Origin of the sequence: Allobosea sp. (genome assembly GCF_035999205.1) — a bacterium.
Classification (GTDB): domain Bacteria; phylum Pseudomonadota; class Alphaproteobacteria; order Rhizobiales; family Beijerinckiaceae; genus Allobosea.
In genome coordinates, this window is record NZ_DASYHA010000025.1 from 1,306,614 (window position 1) to 1,324,185 (window position 17,572).

Sequence of the window (17,572 nt, forward strand, 5' to 3'; positions counted from 1 at the left end):
CCTAGGAATGGCCAGCAGGCGGCTTCGCCGGCAACCAGACCGCCCTGGCCTGCGCCTCCAGCGCGAGCCGACAGACGGTGAAGGTGTGGCGTTGTGGCGCTGCCGTCTGGCCGCGTGCGCCGATATCGGCGATCAGGTTGCGGAAATAGGTCAGCGGCTCGCGGGAAGCGTCGATGTGGCGCATTCCCGACTTGTCGACGAGGAAGACGTGGTCGGTTCCCGGCCGGCCGGCGACGTCGACATATTTGCGCAGCTCGATCGTGCCCTCGGTCCCGAGGATCGTGAGCCTGCCATCGCCCCAGGTCGAAAGCCCATCGGCGGTGAACCAGTCGACGCGGACATAGCCGCCAGCCCGGTCGCTGCGCAGCAGGATCTCGCCGAAATCCTGGAAGTCCGGCAGGTCGGCCTCGCCGAAATGCCCGATGCCGGAGGCGACGATCTCCGCCGTGTCGGAGCCGGTGAAATGCAGGAACTGGTCGATCTGGTGCGAGGCGATGTCGGTCAGGATGCCGCCATAGAAGGCCACATCGAAGAACCAGGGAGGCCGGATCACCCGGTTCAGCCGGTGTGGGCCGAGACCGACCGTCTGCACGACGCGACCGATCGCGCCGTCCGCGATCAGCTTCTGCGCCACGATCGTCGCCGGCACGACGAAGCGCTCGGAGAAGCAGACCGAAAAGATGCGCCCGGTTTCAGCGACCGCCGCCTCGACCGCTGCGAGCTGATCGAAGCTCGTCACACCTGGCTTGTCGACCATCACGTCCTTGCCCGCCCGCATCGCCCGGACGGCGAGCGCCGCGCGCTCGCTGGGGATGCCGGCGTAGACGATCAGCTCGATCGAGGGATCGTCGAGCAGACGCTGCGCCGCGACCGGGCGCAACTCGGGAAAGCGCTCGCGGAAGCCCGCGAGCACGCGCTCGTCGCTCGTCGCGGGGTCGAAGCCGGCGCATTCCGCGCCGGCCTCCAGCAGGCCTGCGACCATATGGTAGATGTGGCGATGGTCGAGGCCGATGGCAGCAAACCGCATCGAAGGCGCCCTATTTCGGCGCGTGGCCGACGCCGATCTCCTGGTCCCAGCGCCGGAACGCGGCAACCAGACGCTCCGGTGTCAGCGGCGGCTTGGTCGGCAGGGAAGCGATCAGCTCGTCATATTTCGGGCGACCATATTCGGCGAGCACGTCGCGGCTCTCCTGTGGCGCCATGGCGAGCGTGACGCCCTTCACGGCCGGGCCCGGATAGAAATAGCCCTTGTCATAGGTCCCGGCCTGCGCCTCCGGCTTCAGCATGTACGACATCAGCGCCAGAACCGCCTTGACCTTGTCGGCCGGCACGCCCTTGGGGATGCACATGAATTGCGTGTCGGGAATCCAGTGTGTGTTGGCTAGGACGAAGACCTCCGCCTCCTTCGGCACGATGCCGAGCACGCGCGGATTGATGTCCCAGCCGAGCGTCGAGACGATCACGTCGCGGGTGCCCTCGCCCAGCTCCTTCATCGTCGCAGCGGTGCCCGCGGGATAGTAGTCGACGCCGGTGCCGAGTTCCTTGAGATAAGCCCAGGTCTTGTCCCAACCCTTCATCGGGTCGGATGGGTCGGCATCGCCGAGGATGTAGGGCAGGCCCTGAAGCCAGGTCCAGCCGGGGCCGGAATTGACCGGCCTCGCATAGGTGAAGCGGTTCTTGTTCTGCTTGACATAAGCCAGCAGTTCCTCGGCCGTCTTCGGCACGGTCTTCAGGCGCGCCGGCACATATTCGAACAGCGGCCCCGACGGAGAATAGGCGACTGCCACGCCTTCGTTCTGGCCGAAGTTGCGCTGCATCATCAGCGCCTGCTCGTGATAGACGTCCTCGGCCTTGGGCAGGCTGGCGGTGTGCGACTTCCAGACATCGACCCAGAGGCCCTGCTGGATGCCGTCCGACATCGCGCCGGGGCCGGTCAAGACGAGATCGATATCGACGCGGTTGGCCTCCTGCTGCGCCTTGAGCTTGGCCGGGAGCTCCGGCGAGGGGGCGCGCGAGAAGTTCAGCCGCGAGATGATCTTCGGGTTTTCCTTGGCGAAGCGTTCGATCGCCGCCTGCGTCAACTGCAGGTTGCCGGCGACGTCGATGATGTTGAGCGCGACCGGAGCGGCGGGTGCGCTCTGTCCATAGGCCCGGCTCGCGGCAAGGGCCGTCAGGCCTGCCGCGCCGGCAACCACGTTGCGGCGTGTCAGATTGTTCATGTCGTCTCCCTGGGTCGAGACCTCTTCAAGCCTACGAAATGCAGGCTGCGGGCTCTTAACTGGCATACTAGTGCACCACGAAAGCGCACGTCCAGTGCACCGGGCGCGGGTCGCGCTCGACAATCACGAGGATCGTGGCCGGCTTGAACTCACTCCTGCTGTCGCAGAAGAGCCTCCGTGGCACGGCCAAGCAGCGGCGCTGCGGCGCCGTGGATCTCATGGAGCCGGCTGGCACGCACGCTCGCGAGCCGCGGCATGGCGATGCCATCCATCATGCCTTCCGCGCGCAGAAGTGCGCAGAAACGCTCCCATAGGCCGGCATTGGCGGTGAAGGGGCCGCTGACGGCGATACGGGTCGGAAAGAAGACGCGGCAGGCATTGGCCAGCGCGCGTGCCAGGAGCCGTGCGGCGTGTTCGATCTCAGGCAGATCGGCGAGATCCAGGCTGGCCAACTGCCGCGCCAGACGCGCCTCGTCCTCGGCCAGGTCCGGCCAGTGCGTCCGAAGTGCCGGCAGCAGCGACCAGAGCGCGGCTCCGGTCTCCAGGCATCCCGTATTGCCGCAGCCGCACCGCCTGTCAGCTAGAGCGGACAGGCGCCAATGTCCGATCTCGCCGAAGGATCCCGCCGGCGCGAAGGGGCGACCGTCGACGGCGTAGGACAGGCCGATCCCCCAGCCCCAGTGCAACAGGAGCGTGCCGCCTGCGAACTGATCCGGCTCGCGCACCGCCCGCGCCCTCAGCTCGGCGTCGAGGTTGCGGCAGATCTCCACTGGCCCGGCGATCGGCGCCAGCACGGACGCGACGTCGAGCGCGCGCATCCGCGGCCAGCGCGAGGCCAGCAACCATTGCCCGCGCGGCAGGTCGAGGAGCCCCGACAGCGAAACGGCCGTGCCGGCATGGCTCATGCCCTGCGGCATCGCCGCGAGCAGCTGTCGGGCGAGATCGGCCATAACCGCGGCGATCGCGTCATTGTCGGCCTCGCCGTCGATCGTCACCGCATGCTCGGCGACGAGATGACCGGAGAGATCGACCAGCGCACCCGAGAGCGACTGGCTCGAGACATGGATGACCGACGCCCCGACACGCCGGGTATTGGCGAAGAGCACTGCCGCCGGCCGACCGCGCCCGGCGGTCTCGCCCATGGTCTCCAGCAGCAGCCGGCGAGAAACGAGATCCGCGACGACGCGGGAGGTCGTCGTCGAACGCAGGCCGAGCTGGCGGCCGATATCGGCGCGGGAATGAGCGAGACCGCCGAGCACCAGCCGGTAGACCCGGGCACAATCGCGGTCATGGGCCGCAGCGAAGCCGTTGTCGTCGAAGCTTGCGAGGATCAAGAGCGGCGGCCTCTTATTCGGAACGCAAAGGTTCAAAAATAGCTGTTGCCTTTCCGAACAAGGCCCATAAGCTCTCAAGACGATATAAAAAACAACCACATAGGCAAAGGTTCAAAAATAGCATGGTCGATATCCGCATCGTGCCCGACAAGGTGACCCTCGGCGCCCAGGCGGCCGCGCTGGGCGCCCACGCGATCCGCGAGGCACAAGCCCGCTTCGGCCATGCCAACATCATCGTCGCCACCGGCGCGAGCCAGTTCGAGCTGCTCCAGAGCCTCGTCGCCGCCGAGGGCATCGACTGGACGCGGGTCACGGCGTTCCATCTCGACGAGTATGTCGGGCTCTCGGAGGAGCACCCAGCGAGCTTCCGGCGCTATTTGCGCCTGCGCTTCATGACACCGCTCGGCAACGCGCCGGAATTCGTGCCCGTCGACGGCGAGGGTGATCCGCAGGCCGAGACGCAGCGCCTGAACGCGCTGATCGCCGGCAAGCGCATCGATGTCTGCTTCGCCGGGATCGGCGAGAACTGCCACATCGCCTTCAACGACCCACCGGCCGATTTCGAGACCGAGCAGCCCTACATTGTGGTGACGCTCGACGAGGGGTGCCGTCGCCAGCAATTCGGCGAAGGCTGGTTCCCCTCCTTCGAGGCGGTGCCCGAGCAGGCGATCTCGATGAGCGTGCGCCAGATCCTGAAGAGCGAGCTGATCGTCCTCTCCGTTTCCGACACCCGCAAGGCGCAGGCGACGAAGGACGCGCTGGAAGGCCCGGTCAGCAACCTGCATCCCGCCTCGATCCTGCAGACGCACAAGAACACAGTGCTCTTCATCGATCCGCCGGCTGCTTCGCTCCTGAAGCGCGCCTGAGCAGGGAGCCCGTGATGCGCTCGGCAGGCCTCATCGATCTTCAGGTCAACGGCTTCGCCGGCATCGACTTCAATTCCGGGACGGTGACGCCGGACGAGATCGACCACGCGCTGGAGGCGATGCTCGCAACAGGCGTCACGCTCTGCCTGCCGACCATCATTACCGCCCATCAGCCCGAGCTCGATCAGCGTTTCCGGGCGCTCGACGCGGCGATCGCGGGAAGCCGGCTCGGCCCGCTGATGTGCCCGGGCTACCATCTCGAAGGGCCGTTCCTGAATCCGGCCGCGGGCTATGCCGGCTGCCATCCGCCGGAGGCCATGACTGCGGCCGATCCCGGCCTCGTCGAGCGCCTCGAAAGCCGGCTGACGCGGCCGATCCTGATGGTTACGCTAGCTCCCGAGGTGGCAGGCGCGCAGGCCCTCGCCAGGGTGCTGGCGAAGACCGGGCGCGTCGTCGCGATCGGCCATAGCGCGGCGGATTTCGACGAGGTGGCGGCTGCCGCCGACGCGGGCGCGACGCTCTCGACCCATCTCGGCAACGGCATGCCGCAGCAGCTCCACAAGCTCGTCAACCCGATCTTCGCCCAGCTCGCCGAGGACCGGCTCTGGGCGAGCTTCATCGCCGACGGCATCCACCTGCATCCGAAGGCCCTGCGCTCGCTGCTGCGGGCGAAAGGCTTCGAGCGATCCATTCTCGTCACTGACGCGGTTTCGGCGGCGGCCTCGAAGCCGGGCAGCTATCCCTTCGCCGGCATGAGCGTTGAGCTTCGCGACGATGGCTCCGTGCGCCAGCCCGGCGCGGCCAATCTCGCTGGCTCGGCGCTTTGCCTCGACCAGGCCGTCCGCAACCTCGTCGCCTGGGGCCTGGCCTCGCCGGCGGAGGCGGTTACCATGGCGTCCGATCATCCGCTCGCCGCGCTGCAACCCGCACTCAGCGCACGCGGCCTGAAGCTCGACCGGGGCGAGATCGACTGGTCCGACGACCTCGCCATCACCGGCGCCCGCCTCGACGCGATAGAGCGCCGCTTCGCCCACGCCGCCAGACAGGACGTCCCAACGACGACCTGAACCCTAGAACGCCTGAACCATAAACGGGGAGAACATCACATGAGCCGGAATCCGACAGAATTCGACCGCCGCACCGTCATTGATCGTCGCACCGTCCTGGGCGGCCTGACGGCCATGGCGACGGGAACGGGCGGCGCGCTCGCCGCCTCGCCGCCCCTGCCCTCCGCACCGGTCACGATCAGCGTCATCGATGTCGGCGGCGCGCTCGCGCTGATGCAGCGGGCCTTCGAGGATTATCGCGCCGCCAATCCCAAGCTGGTTTCGCGCATCGCCTTCGTGAAGGCCCCTGCCCCCGAGCTCGCCAGCAAGATCAAGGCGCAGCAGGAGGCCGGGCGTGCCGATCTCGACCTGGTCCTGACCGGAAGCGACGGGCTGGCGGCAGGCCTCGACCAGAAGCTCTGGCTCAAGATCCTGCCCGATTTCAACGACAAGTTCCCGAACATCGAGGCGAACTACGAGCCGGCCGCGCTCAACCTGCACAAGGTCCAGGGCGACGGCTTCGGCGTGGTGGTGAACTACTACCCGTCCGGACCGCTGCTCGAATACATGCCCGCCCGCGTCAAGCAAGTCCCGACCACGGCGGAGGAGCTGCTCGCCTGGGCCAAGGCCAATCCCAACAAGTTCATGTACGCCCGCCCGACCAATTCCGGCCCCGGCCGCACCTTCATGATGGGCCTGCCCTATATCCTCGGCGACAAGGATCCGCAGGACCCCGTCAATGGCTGGGACAAGACCTGGGCCTATCTCCAGGAGCTCGGCCAGTACATCGAGTACTATCCTGCCGGCACCGGCGCGACGATGAAGGAGTTCGGCGACGGCTCGCGCGACATCATCATCTCGACCACCGGCTGGGACATCAATCCGCGCGCGCTCGGCATCGTGCCGAAGGAAGCCAAGATCCAGACGCTGAAGGGCTTCCACTGGGTCTCGGACGCCTTCTTCATGTGCGTGCCGAAGGGCATCCCGAACGACCGTCTCGCCGTCGTCCTCGACATGATGGCCTATGTGCTGACCCCCAAGGCGCAGGCCTATGCCTATGACGAGGGCTATCTCTATCCCGGCCCGGCCGTGAAGAACGTACCTCTCTCGCTGGCACCCGAGGCAAGCCAAAAGGTCATCGCCGAATTCGGCCGGCCGGAATATGCCGATCTGATCGCGAACAATCCCATCGAGCTGCCGCTCAAGCCGGAGAAGATGGTCGTCGCCTTCCGCAAATGGGACGAGCTGGTTGGTTCGAAGCGGGCGAAGTAAGCGGGCAAGTCACACCCCTGTCATCCCGTGCGCGGGGTGACAGGGCGTTCGCGATGATCGACGGCACTGCCTCTAGAAGTCGCTGGCGATCCCCTTGACCTCCCAGTCGTCGTAGCGGACCGGATCGAGCCCGCCCCGGCCGTTGATCTCGCGCTCTCCGGTAAGGCCGGCAGCCTTCGCATCGAGCGCCGCACGCCGAGCCTCCGCTTCGGCCAAAGCCCGCTCTGCTGCAGGGGGGAGCTTGCGGACAGGAGCCGCGACAGGCTCCGGCGCCGCATTCTTCGCCTCGGACTGCTGGCTCATCGACTGTCTCTCTCTTGCAGGATCGGCATCGCCTTCACCACATAAGGCGCAAATCAGGGTTCGGGGAGAGGCATGTCGCCGCGATCCGGGCCAGCGCTCACCGAAGGGGGAAGATGATGAACTACGTCCGCACCGGCATGCTGATGGCCGGCCTCACCGCGCTGTTCGGCGCGGTCGGTTACCTCCTCGGCGGCGGCGGCGGCATGTTGATGGCGCTCGGCTTCGCCGCCGTCACCAATCTCTTCAGCTACTGGAACTCCGACAGGCTGGCGCTCGCCGCCCACAATGCCCACGAGGTCGACGAGCGCAGCGCGCCTGAACTCTACGGCATGGTGCGCGACCTCGCGGCGCGCGCGAACATGCCGATGCCGCGCGTCTACCTGATCGACGAGGACCAGCCCAACGCCTTCGCCACCGGCCGCAACCCGCAAAACGCGGCCGTCGCGGCGACCACCGGCATCCTGCGCACGCTGAGCTATGAGGAGCTTGCCGGCGTGATGGCGCACGAACTTGCCCACATCAAGAACCACGACACGCTGACGATGACGATCACGGCCACCATGGCGGGCGCGATCTCTTCGCTGGTGACCTTCGGCATGATGTTCGGCTCGCGCGACAACCGGCCGAACTTCATTGTCCAGATCCTGCTCTCGGTGCTCGCGCCAATGGCTGCGATGGTCATCCAGATGGCGATCTCGCGCTCACGCGAATACGAGGCCGACAAGCTCGGCGGCGAAATCTGCGGCAACCCGGTCTGGCTCGCCGATGCGCTCGCCAAGATCGCCGGCGGCGTCGCACATACGCCGAACGAGACGGCGGAGGCGAAGCCTGCTACGGCGCACATGTTCATCATCAATCCCCTGACTGGCGGCGGCATGGATTCCCTCTTCTCGACACACCCCGACACCGGCAATCGCATCGCGGCCCTGATGGAGCAGGCCCGGGCCATGGGCATCGGCCCCAATGCGGGTGGCTTCATGAGCCAGGCCTCGCAAAGCCCCTGGGGCGGTACAGGCTCGGGCCATCAGCCTGGGCCGTGGGGCTGATCCGGTGGCGAAGGGAAGCAGGCCGGACGCGCGCAGCCAAGCGCGACCAGACGACTCCGACGCGAGCGATGCCGCTTCGGCTCCGGGGCTGCCGGCGCGCAGGCTCGCGGCGGCCGTCATCGACGAGGTGCTGCGAGCGAAGCTCGCGCTCGACGACACGCATGATCGGCTGGCCCCGGCTTTCGGGCTCGACGCAGCCGACAATGCGCTCGCCCGTGCCATCACGATCACCGCCTTCCGGCGCCTCGGCACGATCCAGGACGCGATCAATGCAAGGCTCGAGCGCGGCAGCCCGCGCAACTCGGGCCCCTTCGAGCCGATCATGGTCGCCGCCGCAGCGCAGATCCTCTTCCTCGACGTGCCCGACCATGCCGCGGTCGACCTCGCCATTCGGCATCTGCACGAAGACGCCCGCTCCTCGCGCTATGTCGCGCTCGGCAATGCGCTGCTGCGGCGCCTCGCCCGCGAGCGCGAGGCCATTCTGGCGGAAGCCGTCGACCCCTTTCTCGACACGCCCGAATGGCTCGCCGAGAGCTGGATGGAGAGCTATGGCGAGGAGACGGCCGCCGCCATCGCTGAAAGCCATCGCGACGAGCCGCCACTCGACATTTCCGTGAAGGACGATGCCGCGGGCTGGGCGGCGAAGCTGGACGGCGTCCTGCTGCCGACCGGCTCGGTTCGCCTGCGCGAGCGGCAGGCCATCACCGGCCTGCCCGGCTTCGACGATGGCGCCTGGTGGGTCCAGGACGCCGCGGCAGCGCTGCCCGTGCGCCTGCTCGCACCGAAGCTCGGCGAGCGCATCGCCGATCTTTGCGCCGCGCCGGGCGGCAAGACGGCCCAGCTTGCCGCGCTCGGCGCTGAGGTCACGGCTGTCGATCGCTCGGGTCCGCGCCTGCGCCGCCTCAGGGCCAATCTCGAGAGGCTCGGCCTCTCCGCCGAGATCATCACGAAGGATGCAAGCCTCTGGGAGGCCGAGCCCTTCGACGCCGTGCTGCTCGACGCCCCCTGCAGCGCCACCGGCACGATCCGGCGCCACCCCGACGTGGCCTGGACCAAGAGTGCAGAGGATCGCGACAAGCTGGTCGCTCTCCAGGCGCGCCTGCTCGAGGCGGCGGCACGGCTGACGCGACCCGGCGGCAGGCTGGTCTATTGCACCTGCTCGCTCGAACCTCAGGAGGGCGAGGCGCAAATCGAGGCCTTTCTGGCAGGCCATCCCGACTTCGCCCGAAAGCCGATCGAGCCGGCCGAGATTGGGGGCCTTGCCGAAGCGATCGACGACAAAGGCGACCTGCGCACCCTGCCCCATCAGCTCCGCAACGAGACGCCCCGCCTCTCGGGATGGAGCGGATTTTACGCAAGCCGCCTGATCAGGCTATGACGATGTGGGGATTCGCATCGGCGGACGGCACCAGGCGTAATGGGTACGGGGCGTATCGGGGCATTGAACGGGTGGTCTGAGCGCAGGGGGTTGGCGCGGGCCGCGATCGGACGGGCGGCCCGGCGGACCCGTGGCCAGATCGTCGGAGTCGCGCGCAAGCTCTGGCCGTTCGGCCGCGCCACGGCGACGCGCCTGCTGTTCGCCCCGCACGATCTGCGCACCTCCGACCCGACGACCGCCGGCGATATCTATGCCGGCTACTACGCCTTCGCCGGGCGGACGCTGCGCACCCATGGCGAATCCCCTTTCGACTGCGAGCCGCCGAGCGAAGCCTGGGCCGAGGCGCTGTACGGCTTCGGCTGGCTGCGCCACATGCACGCCGCCGATACGGCGATCGCCCGCGCCAATGCCCGCGCCCTGGTCGATGACTTCATCACGAGAAAGCGCGACCGCACGGAGATCGCCCGCCGGCCGGCGGTCGCGGCCCGGCGGCTGATCTCCTTCCTGTCGAACTCGCCGCTGCTGCTGGAAGGCGCCGACCATGTCTTCTACGAGCGCTTCGTGCGCCATGTCTCGCGGCTCGCCGACCGGCTGAACCTCGCTCTCGCCGGCGCAGTCGAGGGAGCCGCGCGGCTTAACTGCCTGATCGCGGTCGCCTTCGCCGCGATCTGCCTCGATGGCCAGGATGGGCGAAGGCGGCGGCTGGAGTTCCTGCTTTCCGACGAACTCGACCATCAGATCCTGCCCGATGGCGGCCATCTCAGCCGCAATCCGCGTCTGCTGATCGAGTTCCTGCTCGACCTGCTGCCGCTGCGCGAGACCTTCATGGCGCGCGGCATCGAGCCGCCGCGCGGCGTGCTGATGGCGATCGAGCGGATGATGCCGCATCTGCGGCTGTTCCGGCATGGCGACGGCGCGCTCGCCCTCTTCAACGGCATGGGCACGACCCCGCCCGACCTGATGGCGACGCTGGCCGCCTATGACGATGCGCGCGCGCGGCCGATCGAGCAGGCCATCTATTCGGGCTACAGCCGGCTGTCAGGCGAGCGCAGCGTCGCCGTGATCGAAGCCGGACCGCCCCCGCACGGCGCCCAGTCGGTCGAGGCGCATGCGGGCTGCCTCTCCTTCGAGTTCTCCAGCGGCGCCCAGAGGATCGTCGTCAATTGCGGCACCAGCCGCTACGGCTCGGACGAATTGCGGCTCGCGGCCCGCAGCACGGCGGCGCATTCGACGGTGACGCTCGACGACCGCTCGAGCGCCACCTTCGGCCTCGTGCTCGGCGAGATTCGGATCGTCGCGGGCCCGGCTGATGTCCGTGTCGCCCGGCAGGATGGGGAGACCGGGCAGGAATGGGTCGGCAGCCATGACGGCTACCGCCGTGGCCTCGGCGCCGTGCATACGCGCCGACTGCTGCTCGCGCGCGACGGAGCCACGCTGTCGGGAGAAGACGAGATCACGCTGACGGACAAGCCCGCCGATCTGCCGGCCATCGCCCGCTTCCATCTGCATCCGTCCGTGAAGCCGAGCCTGATCCGGGAAGGGCAAGGCGTCATGCTGGCCATGCCCAATGGCGAGGTCTGGGCCTTCGAGGCTTCGGGCCTGACGGTCTCGATCGAGGAAAGCATTTTCCTCGCCGCAGCCGATGGTCGGCGGCGCAGCGAGCAGCTCAGCGTCGCTTTCGACGCCGCCGCCACCCCACGCATCACCTGGCGCTTCAACCGCGTCGGCGCGGCCGCTCCCGCAACAGGGCGCTTTAGGCCGCCGCCCGAGCCAGGGATTCCGCCGGAGCCGCCACAGGGCGCATGATCCGTCGGCGCATGAGACGCCTGCATCCTGGAACTTTGCTTTGCGTGGCGCAGCGTGATAGCTCGCCCCAACCGCCTGCCTCACAGATCCTGGAATTATCCCGATGCCGACAGAGCTTCGCCGCGTCGAACGCGCCCTCCTTTCCGTTTCCGACAAGACCGGACTGATTGACTTCGCGCGCGCGCTGAACCGGCTGGGCATCGCCCTTATCTCGACGGGCGGCACAGCCAAGGCGATCGCCGAGGCCGGCCTGCCGGTGACCGACGTTTCCGATCTCACCGGCTTCCCGGAGATGATGGACGGGCGCGTCAAGACGCTGCATCCGAAGGTCCATGGCGGGCTGCTCGCCATCCGCTCGCATCCCGAGCATCAGGCCTCGATGCTCGGCCACGGCATCGCCCCGATCGACCTGCTCGTGGTGAACCTCTACCCGTTCGAGGCCACGGTCGCCGCCGGCAAGCCCTATGACGACTGCATCGAGAACATCGACATCGGCGGACCGGCGATGATCCGCGCCGCCGCGAAGAACCATCAGGACGTCGCGGTGGTGGTCGATGCCGACGATTATGCGGCCGTGCTCAGCGATCTGACGGCACAGAAGGGCGCGACCACGCTGACGCTGCGCCGAAAGCTCGCCCAGAAGGCCTATGCCCGCACCGCGGCCTATGACGCGGCGATCTCGAACTGGTTCGCCAACGAGCTCGGCGACACCGCGCCGTCCTATCGCGCGCTCGGCGGCAGCCTTGCCGAGACGATGCGCTATGGCGAAAACCCGCATCAATGGGCCGCCTTCTACCGCACGCCCGGCAGCCGTCCCGGCGTCTCGACCGCGCGTCAGGTCCAGGGCAAGCAGCTCTCCTACAACAACATCAACGACACCGACGCCGCCTTCGAATGCGTCGCCGAGTTCGATCCGGCCGCATCGGCCGCCTGCGTGATCGTCAAGCACGCCAACCCCTGCGGCGTCGCCAGCGGAACCTCGCTGCTCGATGCCTATGAGCGCGCCTTGGCCTGCGATCCGGTCTCGGCCTTCGGCGGGATCGTCGCACTCAACCGCAAGCTGGATGGCGAGGCCGCGAAGAAGATCGTCGAGATCTTCACCGAGGTGATCATCGCGCCGGACGCAGACGAGGAAGCGATCGCCCTGATCGCCGCCAAGAAGAACCTGCGCCTGCTCCTCACCGGCGGCCTGCCGGATGTGCGCGCGCCCGGGCTGTCGCTGCGCACGGTCTCCGGCGGCTTCCTCGCCCAGGCCCGCGACAATGCCGTCGTCGACGACATGGAGCTCAAGGTCGTGACCAAGCGCCAGCCGAGCGAGCAGGAACTCGCCGATCTGCGTTTCGCCTTCCGCGTCGCCAAGCATGTCAAGTCGAACGCCATCGTCTACGTCAAGGACGGCGCCACCGTCGGCATCGGCGCCGGCCAGATGAGCCGCGTCGATTCCTCGCGCATCGCCGCCTGGAAGGCCGGCGAAGCGGCCAAGGCAGCCGGCCTGCCGGAGACCCTCGCGAAGGGTTCGGTCGTGGCCTCCGATGCCTTCTTCCCCTTCGCCGACGGGCTGCTCGCAGCCGCCGAGGCCGGTGCCACGGCCGTGATCCAGCCCGGCGGATCGATGCGCGATGACGAGGTCATCAAGGCCGCCGACGAAGCCGGCCTCGCCATGGTCTTCACCGGCCATCGCCATTTCCGGCACTAAAGGATCTTCGGACGGAGAACGGAGACGGCATGCATACGGTGAAGATCATTGCAGCCGGCTTCGCCTTGCTCGGAGCGCTGCATTTCCTGGCGCGGCGGCTGAAGCTCGGCGGAGGCGACCCGACGGGCTTTTCCGTCAAGCTCTTCCTGCCGCTCTGGCTGGTCGCCTCGCTCGTCAATCTCTGGGTCGGCGTCAGCCGGGCGGGCTATACGGTGCTGCAGGAGATGCCATTCTTCTCGCTCGTCTTCGGCCTGCCGGCGGCCTTCGCGATCCTGCTCTTCATCAAGTTCCGGTAGGACGATGAGCCTCGAATCCGTTCGCGCCTTCTTCGCAGAGCGCGCCCCTGAGATCGCGATCATCGAAACGCCCGAGAGCAGCGCGACAGTGGTCCTCGCCGCCGCCGCCCACGGCGTCGAACCGGCACGCATCGCCAAGACGCTGTCGCTGCGGATCGGGGAGCGCGTCGTGCTCGTGGTTGCGCGTGGCGATGCCAGGCTCGACAATCGCAAGGTCAAGACCGTGCTCGGCGGCAAGCCACGCATGCTCGATGCCGAGGAGGTCGTCGCCCTGACCGGCCATCCTGTCGGCGGTGTCTGCCCCTTCGGGCTCGCCACGCCCTTGCAGGTCTACTGCGACATCTCGCTCAAAGCCTTTGACGAGGTCGTTCCGGCCGCCGGCTCGACGCAGAGCGCAGTGCGCATAGCGCCCGACCGCATGGCTGCGCTGACATCCGCCGAATGGGTCGATGTCTGCCAGGATCCTGTCTGATCAGGACCCGCCCTGACGCGCGCGGTCAGGGCTCGTCCGCAAGCCGCTGCGTCAAAGCCATGGCCGCGTGCGGATTGCGGACCTTGTCGCCGCTGATAACATAGAGAAAGACGTCGCGCGGAACGCTGTCCTTGGCGGCAGGTCCGGCCGTCTCGAGCCCGGCTGGCACCTCGCCCTTCGCCCAGCTCCGCGCCCGCACCACCCATTGGTCGAGATCGGCGTCGGAATAGCCGTTCGGTTCGGCCTCGCGCGTGCCCATGATCCGGGCGTAGACGAAGGGTGCCGTCACGTCGGCGATCTGCGTGTATTCGGAATCGACGGCGGTGATCACGGCGACGCCATATTCCCGCAGCAGGGCAATGAATTCCGGCGTGCGAAAGCTGTCATGGCGGACCTCGACGGCGTGGCGCAGCGTGATCCCGTCCTGCGATTTCGGCAGCAGCTTCAGGAAGGCCTCGAAATCGGCGGGATCGAATTTCTTGGTGGCCATGAACTGCCAGTTGATCGGCCCTAGCTTGTCTTTGAGCTCCGTCAGGCCGCCGGTGATGAACTTCTCGATCGAGGGCGCGGCCTCGGCCAAGACGCGGCGATTGGTGATGTAGCGCGAGCCCTTCAGCGAGAAGACGAAATCGTCGGGCGTCTCGGCTCGCCACTTGGCGAAGCTCTCGGGCTTCTGGGAACCGTAATAGGTGCCGTTGATCTCGATCGAACCCATGCGTTCGGCGGCATATTCGAGCTCGCGCTTCTGCGACAGACCGTTCGGGTAGAAGGTCCCGCGCCAGGGCTCGAAGACCCAGCCGCCGATGCCGACCCTGACCGTGCCTCGTGTTGCCGCCATCTGGGCTCTCCTGCATTCCGCGCGGCGATGGCGAATTCACCAAACTCTGCGCCGCATGCTGCTGACCTTAGCAGTCCGCGCAGGCCGGCTGAACTCGCCAGCGACAAAGCGTGTCAGGAGCGTTCCATCAGGCCTCGATGGCGCAGCCCAGGCGCGCGAGCGCGGCGTCGACCCAGCTCCGGTCGTCCTTGCCCTGTTCAATGGCCAGCATCTTCTTCTCTTCCGCCGCGTGCTTCGCCTGGGCGGCCTTATAGATCGCCTCGGCCTGCTCGTAGGGAACGCAGAGGACGCCGTCATCGTCACCGATGACGAGATCGCCCGGCTCGACCACCATGCCGTCGATCGCGATGGGCACATTGATCTCGCCCGGCCCGTCCTTGTAGGGCCCGCGATGGCTGATGCCGGCCGCATAAATCGGCAGATCGTTCTCGCGGATCCAGGCGGAGTCGCGCACCGCGCCGTGGAGCACGATGCCGGCGATGCCGCGCTTGCGGGCATGGGAGATCATGAGCTCGCCGATCAGCGAGTTGGTGAGATCGCCGCCGCCATCGACCACGACCACGTCACCGGGGGCTGCGAGGTCGAGCGCCTTGTGGAGCATCAGATTGTCGCCCGGGCGTGTCTTCACGGTGAGCGCGGGCCCGGCCATGACGCCGCCGCGATGCAGCGGCCGGAGCGAAGCGCCACCGGCCGTCATGCGCGACATCGAATCGCTGATATTGGCGACCGGGAGCGTGCGGAAGCGTTCGACAAGGCTGGCCTCGACCTGGCGGCGGCGCTTGAGGATGCGAAATCCGATCATGGGATGTCCTTGGCTGTTCGAAGATCTGGGCTGTTCGATATTCGGGAGATTGTGAGCCGGCGGCACGGCCGTTCAGGTCGCGCTGGCCTCCTCCTGGTCGACGCGGGCCTTGCCGCGGCGGATGGCCGGCAGGGCCATGCTGACGAGGAGCAGCAGCGCGATGGTCAGGAAAGCCAGGCTGATCGGGCTCTTCACGAAGATCGAGAGATCGCCCTCCGACAGGAGCAGCGCCCGGCGAATGTTCTCCTCCATCATCGGGCCCAGCACATAGCCCAGCACCAGCGGCGCAGGCGGGCATTTCAGCTTGGCCAGCACATAGCCGAGCACGCCGATTGCCGCGCAGAGATAGACGTCGATCGCGCTGTTGTTGAGGCTGTAGTTGCCGAGGGCGCAGAACATCACGATCGCCGGGAACAGCCAGCGATAGGGGATGCTGAGCAGCCGCACCCAGAGGCCGACGAGCGGCAGATTCAGCGCGACGAGCAAGGCGTTGCCGATGAACATGCTGGCGATGACGCCCCAGAACAATTCGGGGTTGCGGGTCATCACCGAAGGGCCGGGCTGGACGCCGTTCATGATCAGCGCGCCGAGGATCAGCGCCATGGTCGCGCTGCCGGGAATGCCCAGCGTCAGGGTCGGGATGAAGGCGGTCTGCGCCGCGGCGTTGTTGGCGGCCTCGGGCGCGGCGACGCCCTCGATCGCGCCCTGGCCAAAGCGGGACGGGTCCTTCGCCAGCTTCTTCTCGAGCATGTAGGAGGAGAAGGAGGAGATCGACGGGCCAGTGCCGGGCAGGATGCCGAAGAAGGAGCCGATCGCGGTGCCACGCAGCGTCGGCAGGAACGAGGCCTTGAGATCGCTCCAGCTTGGCATCAGGCCGCCGACATTCCTGGTGAAGACCTCACGCGCCTCCTTCTGCTCGAGATTGGTGACGACCTCGGAGATCGCGAAGATGCCGACGGCGAGCACGGTGAAGCCGATACCGTCGGCCAGTTCTGGCAGGCCGAAGGTGTAGCGCTCCACGCCCGAGTTCACGTCGGTACCGACAAGCCCGATCAATAGGCCGACCACGACCATGGCGAGCGCCTTGATCATGTCGCCATGGCTCAGCACCGAAGCGGCGACGAGGCCGAGCACCATCAGGGCGAAGTAGTCCTCGGCGCCGAAGCGCAGCGCCCAGCCGGCGAGCGGGACGCCGAGCGCGACGATCAGCAGCGTGCCGATGCAGCCGGCAACGAAGGAGGAGAGCGCGGCGATTGCGAGCGCGGCGCCGGCCCGGCCGCGGCGCGCCATCTGGTAGCCGTCCAGGCAAGTCACGGCGGAGGAGGTCTCGCCGGGCAGGTTGACGAGGATCGCGGTGGTCGAGCCGCCGTATTGCGCGCCGTAATAGATGCCGGAAAGCATGATGACGGCGGAGACCGGCGGAAGCCCGAAGGTCACCGGCAGCAGCATCGAGATCGTCACCAGCGGGCCAACGCCCGGCAGCACGCCGATCAGCGTGCCGAGCAGCACGCCGAGGAAGCAGTAGGCGAGGTTCTGCAGCGACAGCGCGACGCCGAAACCCAGCATGAATTGGTCGAGGATCTCCATGGCTCAGAAGTTCCACGCGAAGAGGCTGTAGGGCAGCTTCAGCCCCCAGACGAAGACGGCGGCGGCGAAGACCGACATCACCGCGGTCAGGGCGAGCACCTCGAGCGCCTTGAATTCGTGGCCAGCGCGGGCCGAGACGAAGAACAGGGCGGCGAGCGCCGGCACGAGACCCAGCCGCTCGATCAGGAAGCCGAAGAGCACGAGCGAGGCGCTCAGCAGGACGAGCGGCAGCCAGGCCCATCCGCCCTCGACGGGCATGCAATCGCGCAGCCCCCTGACGAAGGTGATGATGCCGAAGCCGATCAGGACGAGACTGAGGATGCGCGGGAAATAGCCCGGTCCCATGTCGATCGTGGTGCCGAACTTGTAGCCGAGCGCGAAGACAAAGCCGAGCGCGCCCAGCCCCATGAACAGCAGGCCGGCAAGGGCGTCCTGGTTCTTGAAGATGCTGGTTCTCATGGTGGATGTCCAAAACGATGTCGCTCGACGCAGTATGGCTGCGCCCGGGAACGACGTCTCAGGATGGATGGGTTGCTCCGTGAGGGCACCGGCGGCGACAGGCCGAGGAGCCTCGGGATGCCGGAGCCATGCTGCCTCGGCATCCCGGCATC

General features: G+C 67.4%; 17 protein-coding genes. 9 read left to right on the forward strand and 8 right to left on the reverse strand.

Annotated features, from left to right (window positions below):
- Position 1 precedes the first annotated feature (1 nt).
- The 3 genes from VGN82_RS21530 to VGN82_RS21540 form a co-directional block, all read right to left on the reverse strand.
- Positions 2-1,027, reverse strand: coding sequence for a Gfo/Idh/MocA family protein (locus VGN82_RS21530; protein WP_327529088.1), 1,026 nt, complete (start codon positions 1,025-1,027; stop codon positions 2-4).
- Positions 1,028-1,037: 10 nt separating this feature from the next.
- On the reverse strand, positions 1,038-2,219 hold the full coding sequence (locus VGN82_RS21535) for an extracellular solute-binding protein (RefSeq protein ID WP_327529089.1): 1,182 nt from the start codon (positions 2,217-2,219) through the stop codon (positions 1,038-1,040).
- A gap of 149 nt (positions 2,220-2,368) precedes the next feature.
- A complete protein-coding gene (locus tag VGN82_RS21540) occupies positions 2,369-3,553 on the reverse strand; it encodes an ROK family protein (RefSeq protein WP_327529090.1) in 1,185 nt (394 codons plus the stop codon).
- A 122-nt stretch (positions 3,554-3,675) separates the two neighbouring features.
- On the opposite strand from VGN82_RS21540, the gene VGN82_RS21545 reads away from it, so the two are divergent.
- The 3 genes from VGN82_RS21545 to VGN82_RS21555 are packed head-to-tail and all read left to right on the forward strand — an operon-like array spanning position 3,676 to position 6,737.
- Positions 3,676-4,419 carry a glucosamine-6-phosphate deaminase gene (locus tag VGN82_RS21545; protein ID WP_327529091.1) on the forward strand — a complete coding sequence of 248 codons (744 nt, stop codon included), beginning with the start codon at positions 3,676-3,678 and terminating at the stop codon, positions 4,417-4,419.
- 14 nt (positions 4,420-4,433) lie between these two features.
- Positions 4,434-5,486, forward strand: coding sequence for an N-acetylglucosamine-6-phosphate deacetylase (locus tag VGN82_RS21550; RefSeq protein WP_327529092.1), 1,053 nt, complete (start codon positions 4,434-4,436; stop codon positions 5,484-5,486).
- 39 nt (positions 5,487-5,525) lie between these two features.
- On the forward strand, positions 5,526-6,737 hold the full coding sequence (locus tag VGN82_RS21555; RefSeq protein ID WP_327529093.1) for an ABC transporter substrate-binding protein: 1,212 nt from the start codon (positions 5,526-5,528) through the stop codon (positions 6,735-6,737).
- A 72-nt stretch (positions 6,738-6,809) separates the two neighbouring features.
- Here the strand turns inward: VGN82_RS21555 and VGN82_RS21560 are convergent, their stop codons facing one another.
- Positions 6,810-7,040: a DUF1674 domain-containing protein gene (locus VGN82_RS21560; RefSeq protein WP_327529094.1), complete on the reverse strand. Its 231-nt coding sequence runs from the start codon at positions 7,038-7,040 to the stop codon at positions 6,810-6,812.
- 116 nt (positions 7,041-7,156) lie between these two features.
- Between VGN82_RS21560 and htpX the strand changes: the two genes are divergently transcribed.
- The 6 genes from htpX (at position 7,157) to VGN82_RS21590 (ending at position 13,734) form a co-directional block, all read left to right on the forward strand.
- A complete protein-coding gene (htpX, locus tag VGN82_RS21565) occupies positions 7,157-8,086 on the forward strand; it encodes a zinc metalloprotease HtpX (protein ID WP_327529199.1) in 930 nt (309 codons plus the stop codon).
- Between the two features lie 4 nt (positions 8,087-8,090).
- A complete protein-coding gene (locus VGN82_RS21570; RefSeq protein WP_327529095.1) occupies positions 8,091-9,464 on the forward strand; it encodes an RsmB/NOP family class I SAM-dependent RNA methyltransferase in 1,374 nt (457 codons plus the stop codon).
- A 90-nt stretch (positions 9,465-9,554) separates the two neighbouring features.
- Positions 9,555-11,270 carry a heparinase II/III family protein gene (locus tag VGN82_RS21575; RefSeq protein ID WP_327529096.1) on the forward strand — a complete coding sequence of 572 codons (1,716 nt, stop codon included), beginning with the start codon at positions 9,555-9,557 and terminating at the stop codon, positions 11,268-11,270.
- Positions 11,271-11,373: 103 nt separating this feature from the next.
- On the forward strand, positions 11,374-12,966 hold the full coding sequence (gene purH / locus VGN82_RS21580) for a bifunctional phosphoribosylaminoimidazolecarboxamide formyltransferase/IMP cyclohydrolase (RefSeq protein ID WP_327529097.1): 1,593 nt from the start codon (positions 11,374-11,376) through the stop codon (positions 12,964-12,966).
- 29 nt (positions 12,967-12,995) lie between these two features.
- Entirely contained in the window at positions 12,996-13,262 is a 267-nt protein-coding gene (locus VGN82_RS21585; protein WP_327529098.1) for a hypothetical protein, read from the forward strand.
- A gap of 4 nt (positions 13,263-13,266) precedes the next feature.
- Positions 13,267-13,734, forward strand: a complete 468-nt coding sequence (locus VGN82_RS21590; protein ID WP_327529099.1) for a YbaK/EbsC family protein — start codon at positions 13,267-13,269, stop codon at positions 13,732-13,734.
- A 25-nt stretch (positions 13,735-13,759) separates the two neighbouring features.
- Here the strand turns inward: VGN82_RS21590 and VGN82_RS21595 are convergent, their stop codons facing one another.
- The 4 genes from VGN82_RS21595 to VGN82_RS21610 form a co-directional block, all read right to left on the reverse strand.
- Positions 13,760-14,572 carry a DUF72 domain-containing protein gene (locus VGN82_RS21595; protein WP_327529100.1) on the reverse strand — a complete coding sequence of 271 codons (813 nt, stop codon included), beginning with the start codon at positions 14,570-14,572 and terminating at the stop codon, positions 13,760-13,762.
- 127 nt (positions 14,573-14,699) lie between these two features.
- Positions 14,700-15,374, reverse strand: a complete 675-nt coding sequence (locus tag VGN82_RS21600; protein ID WP_327529101.1) for an RraA family protein — start codon at positions 15,372-15,374, stop codon at positions 14,700-14,702.
- Between the two features lie 72 nt (positions 15,375-15,446).
- A complete protein-coding gene (locus VGN82_RS21605) occupies positions 15,447-16,961 on the reverse strand; it encodes a tripartite tricarboxylate transporter permease (protein WP_327529102.1) in 1,515 nt (504 codons plus the stop codon).
- Between the two features lie 3 nt (positions 16,962-16,964).
- Entirely contained in the window at positions 16,965-17,420 is a 456-nt protein-coding gene (locus VGN82_RS21610) for a tripartite tricarboxylate transporter TctB family protein (RefSeq protein WP_327529103.1), read from the reverse strand.
- Between the last annotated feature and the right edge of the window lie 152 nt (positions 17,421-17,572).

What these genes read in the sequence shown, in the direction of transcription:
- VGN82_RS21530 (WP_327529088.1), bottom strand. Translation starts at nt 1,027, where the DNA reads ATGCGGTTTGCTGCCATCGGCCTCGACCATCGCCACATCTACCATATG.
- VGN82_RS21535 (WP_327529089.1), bottom strand. Translation starts at nt 2,219, where the DNA reads ATGAACAATCTGACACGCCGCAACGTGGTTGCCGGCGCGGCAGGCCTG.
- VGN82_RS21545 (WP_327529091.1), top strand. Translation starts at nt 3,676, where the DNA reads ATGGTCGATATCCGCATCGTGCCCGACAAGGTGACCCTCGGCGCCCAG.
- VGN82_RS21550 (WP_327529092.1), top strand. Translation starts at nt 4,434, where the DNA reads ATGCGCTCGGCAGGCCTCATCGATCTTCAGGTCAACGGCTTCGCCGGC.
- VGN82_RS21555 (WP_327529093.1), top strand. Translation starts at nt 5,526, where the DNA reads ATGAGCCGGAATCCGACAGAATTCGACCGCCGCACCGTCATTGATCGT.
- VGN82_RS21560 (WP_327529094.1), bottom strand. Translation starts at nt 7,040, where the DNA reads ATGAGCCAGCAGTCCGAGGCGAAGAATGCGGCGCCGGAGCCTGTCGCG.
- htpX (WP_327529199.1), top strand. Translation starts at nt 7,157, where the DNA reads ATGAACTACGTCCGCACCGGCATGCTGATGGCCGGCCTCACCGCGCTG.
- purH (WP_327529097.1), top strand. Translation starts at nt 11,374, where the DNA reads ATGCCGACAGAGCTTCGCCGCGTCGAACGCGCCCTCCTTTCCGTTTCC.
- VGN82_RS21585 (WP_327529098.1), top strand. Translation starts at nt 12,996, where the DNA reads ATGCATACGGTGAAGATCATTGCAGCCGGCTTCGCCTTGCTCGGAGCG.
- VGN82_RS21590 (WP_327529099.1), top strand. Translation starts at nt 13,267, where the DNA reads ATGAGCCTCGAATCCGTTCGCGCCTTCTTCGCAGAGCGCGCCCCTGAG.
- VGN82_RS21595 (WP_327529100.1), bottom strand. Translation starts at nt 14,572, where the DNA reads ATGGCGGCAACACGAGGCACGGTCAGGGTCGGCATCGGCGGCTGGGTC.
- VGN82_RS21600 (WP_327529101.1), bottom strand. Translation starts at nt 15,374, where the DNA reads ATGATCGGATTTCGCATCCTCAAGCGCCGCCGCCAGGTCGAGGCCAGC.
- VGN82_RS21605 (WP_327529102.1), bottom strand. Translation starts at nt 16,961, where the DNA reads ATGGAGATCCTCGACCAATTCATGCTGGGTTTCGGCGTCGCGCTGTCG.
- VGN82_RS21610 (WP_327529103.1), bottom strand. Translation starts at nt 17,420, where the DNA reads ATGAGAACCAGCATCTTCAAGAACCAGGACGCCCTTGCCGGCCTGCTG.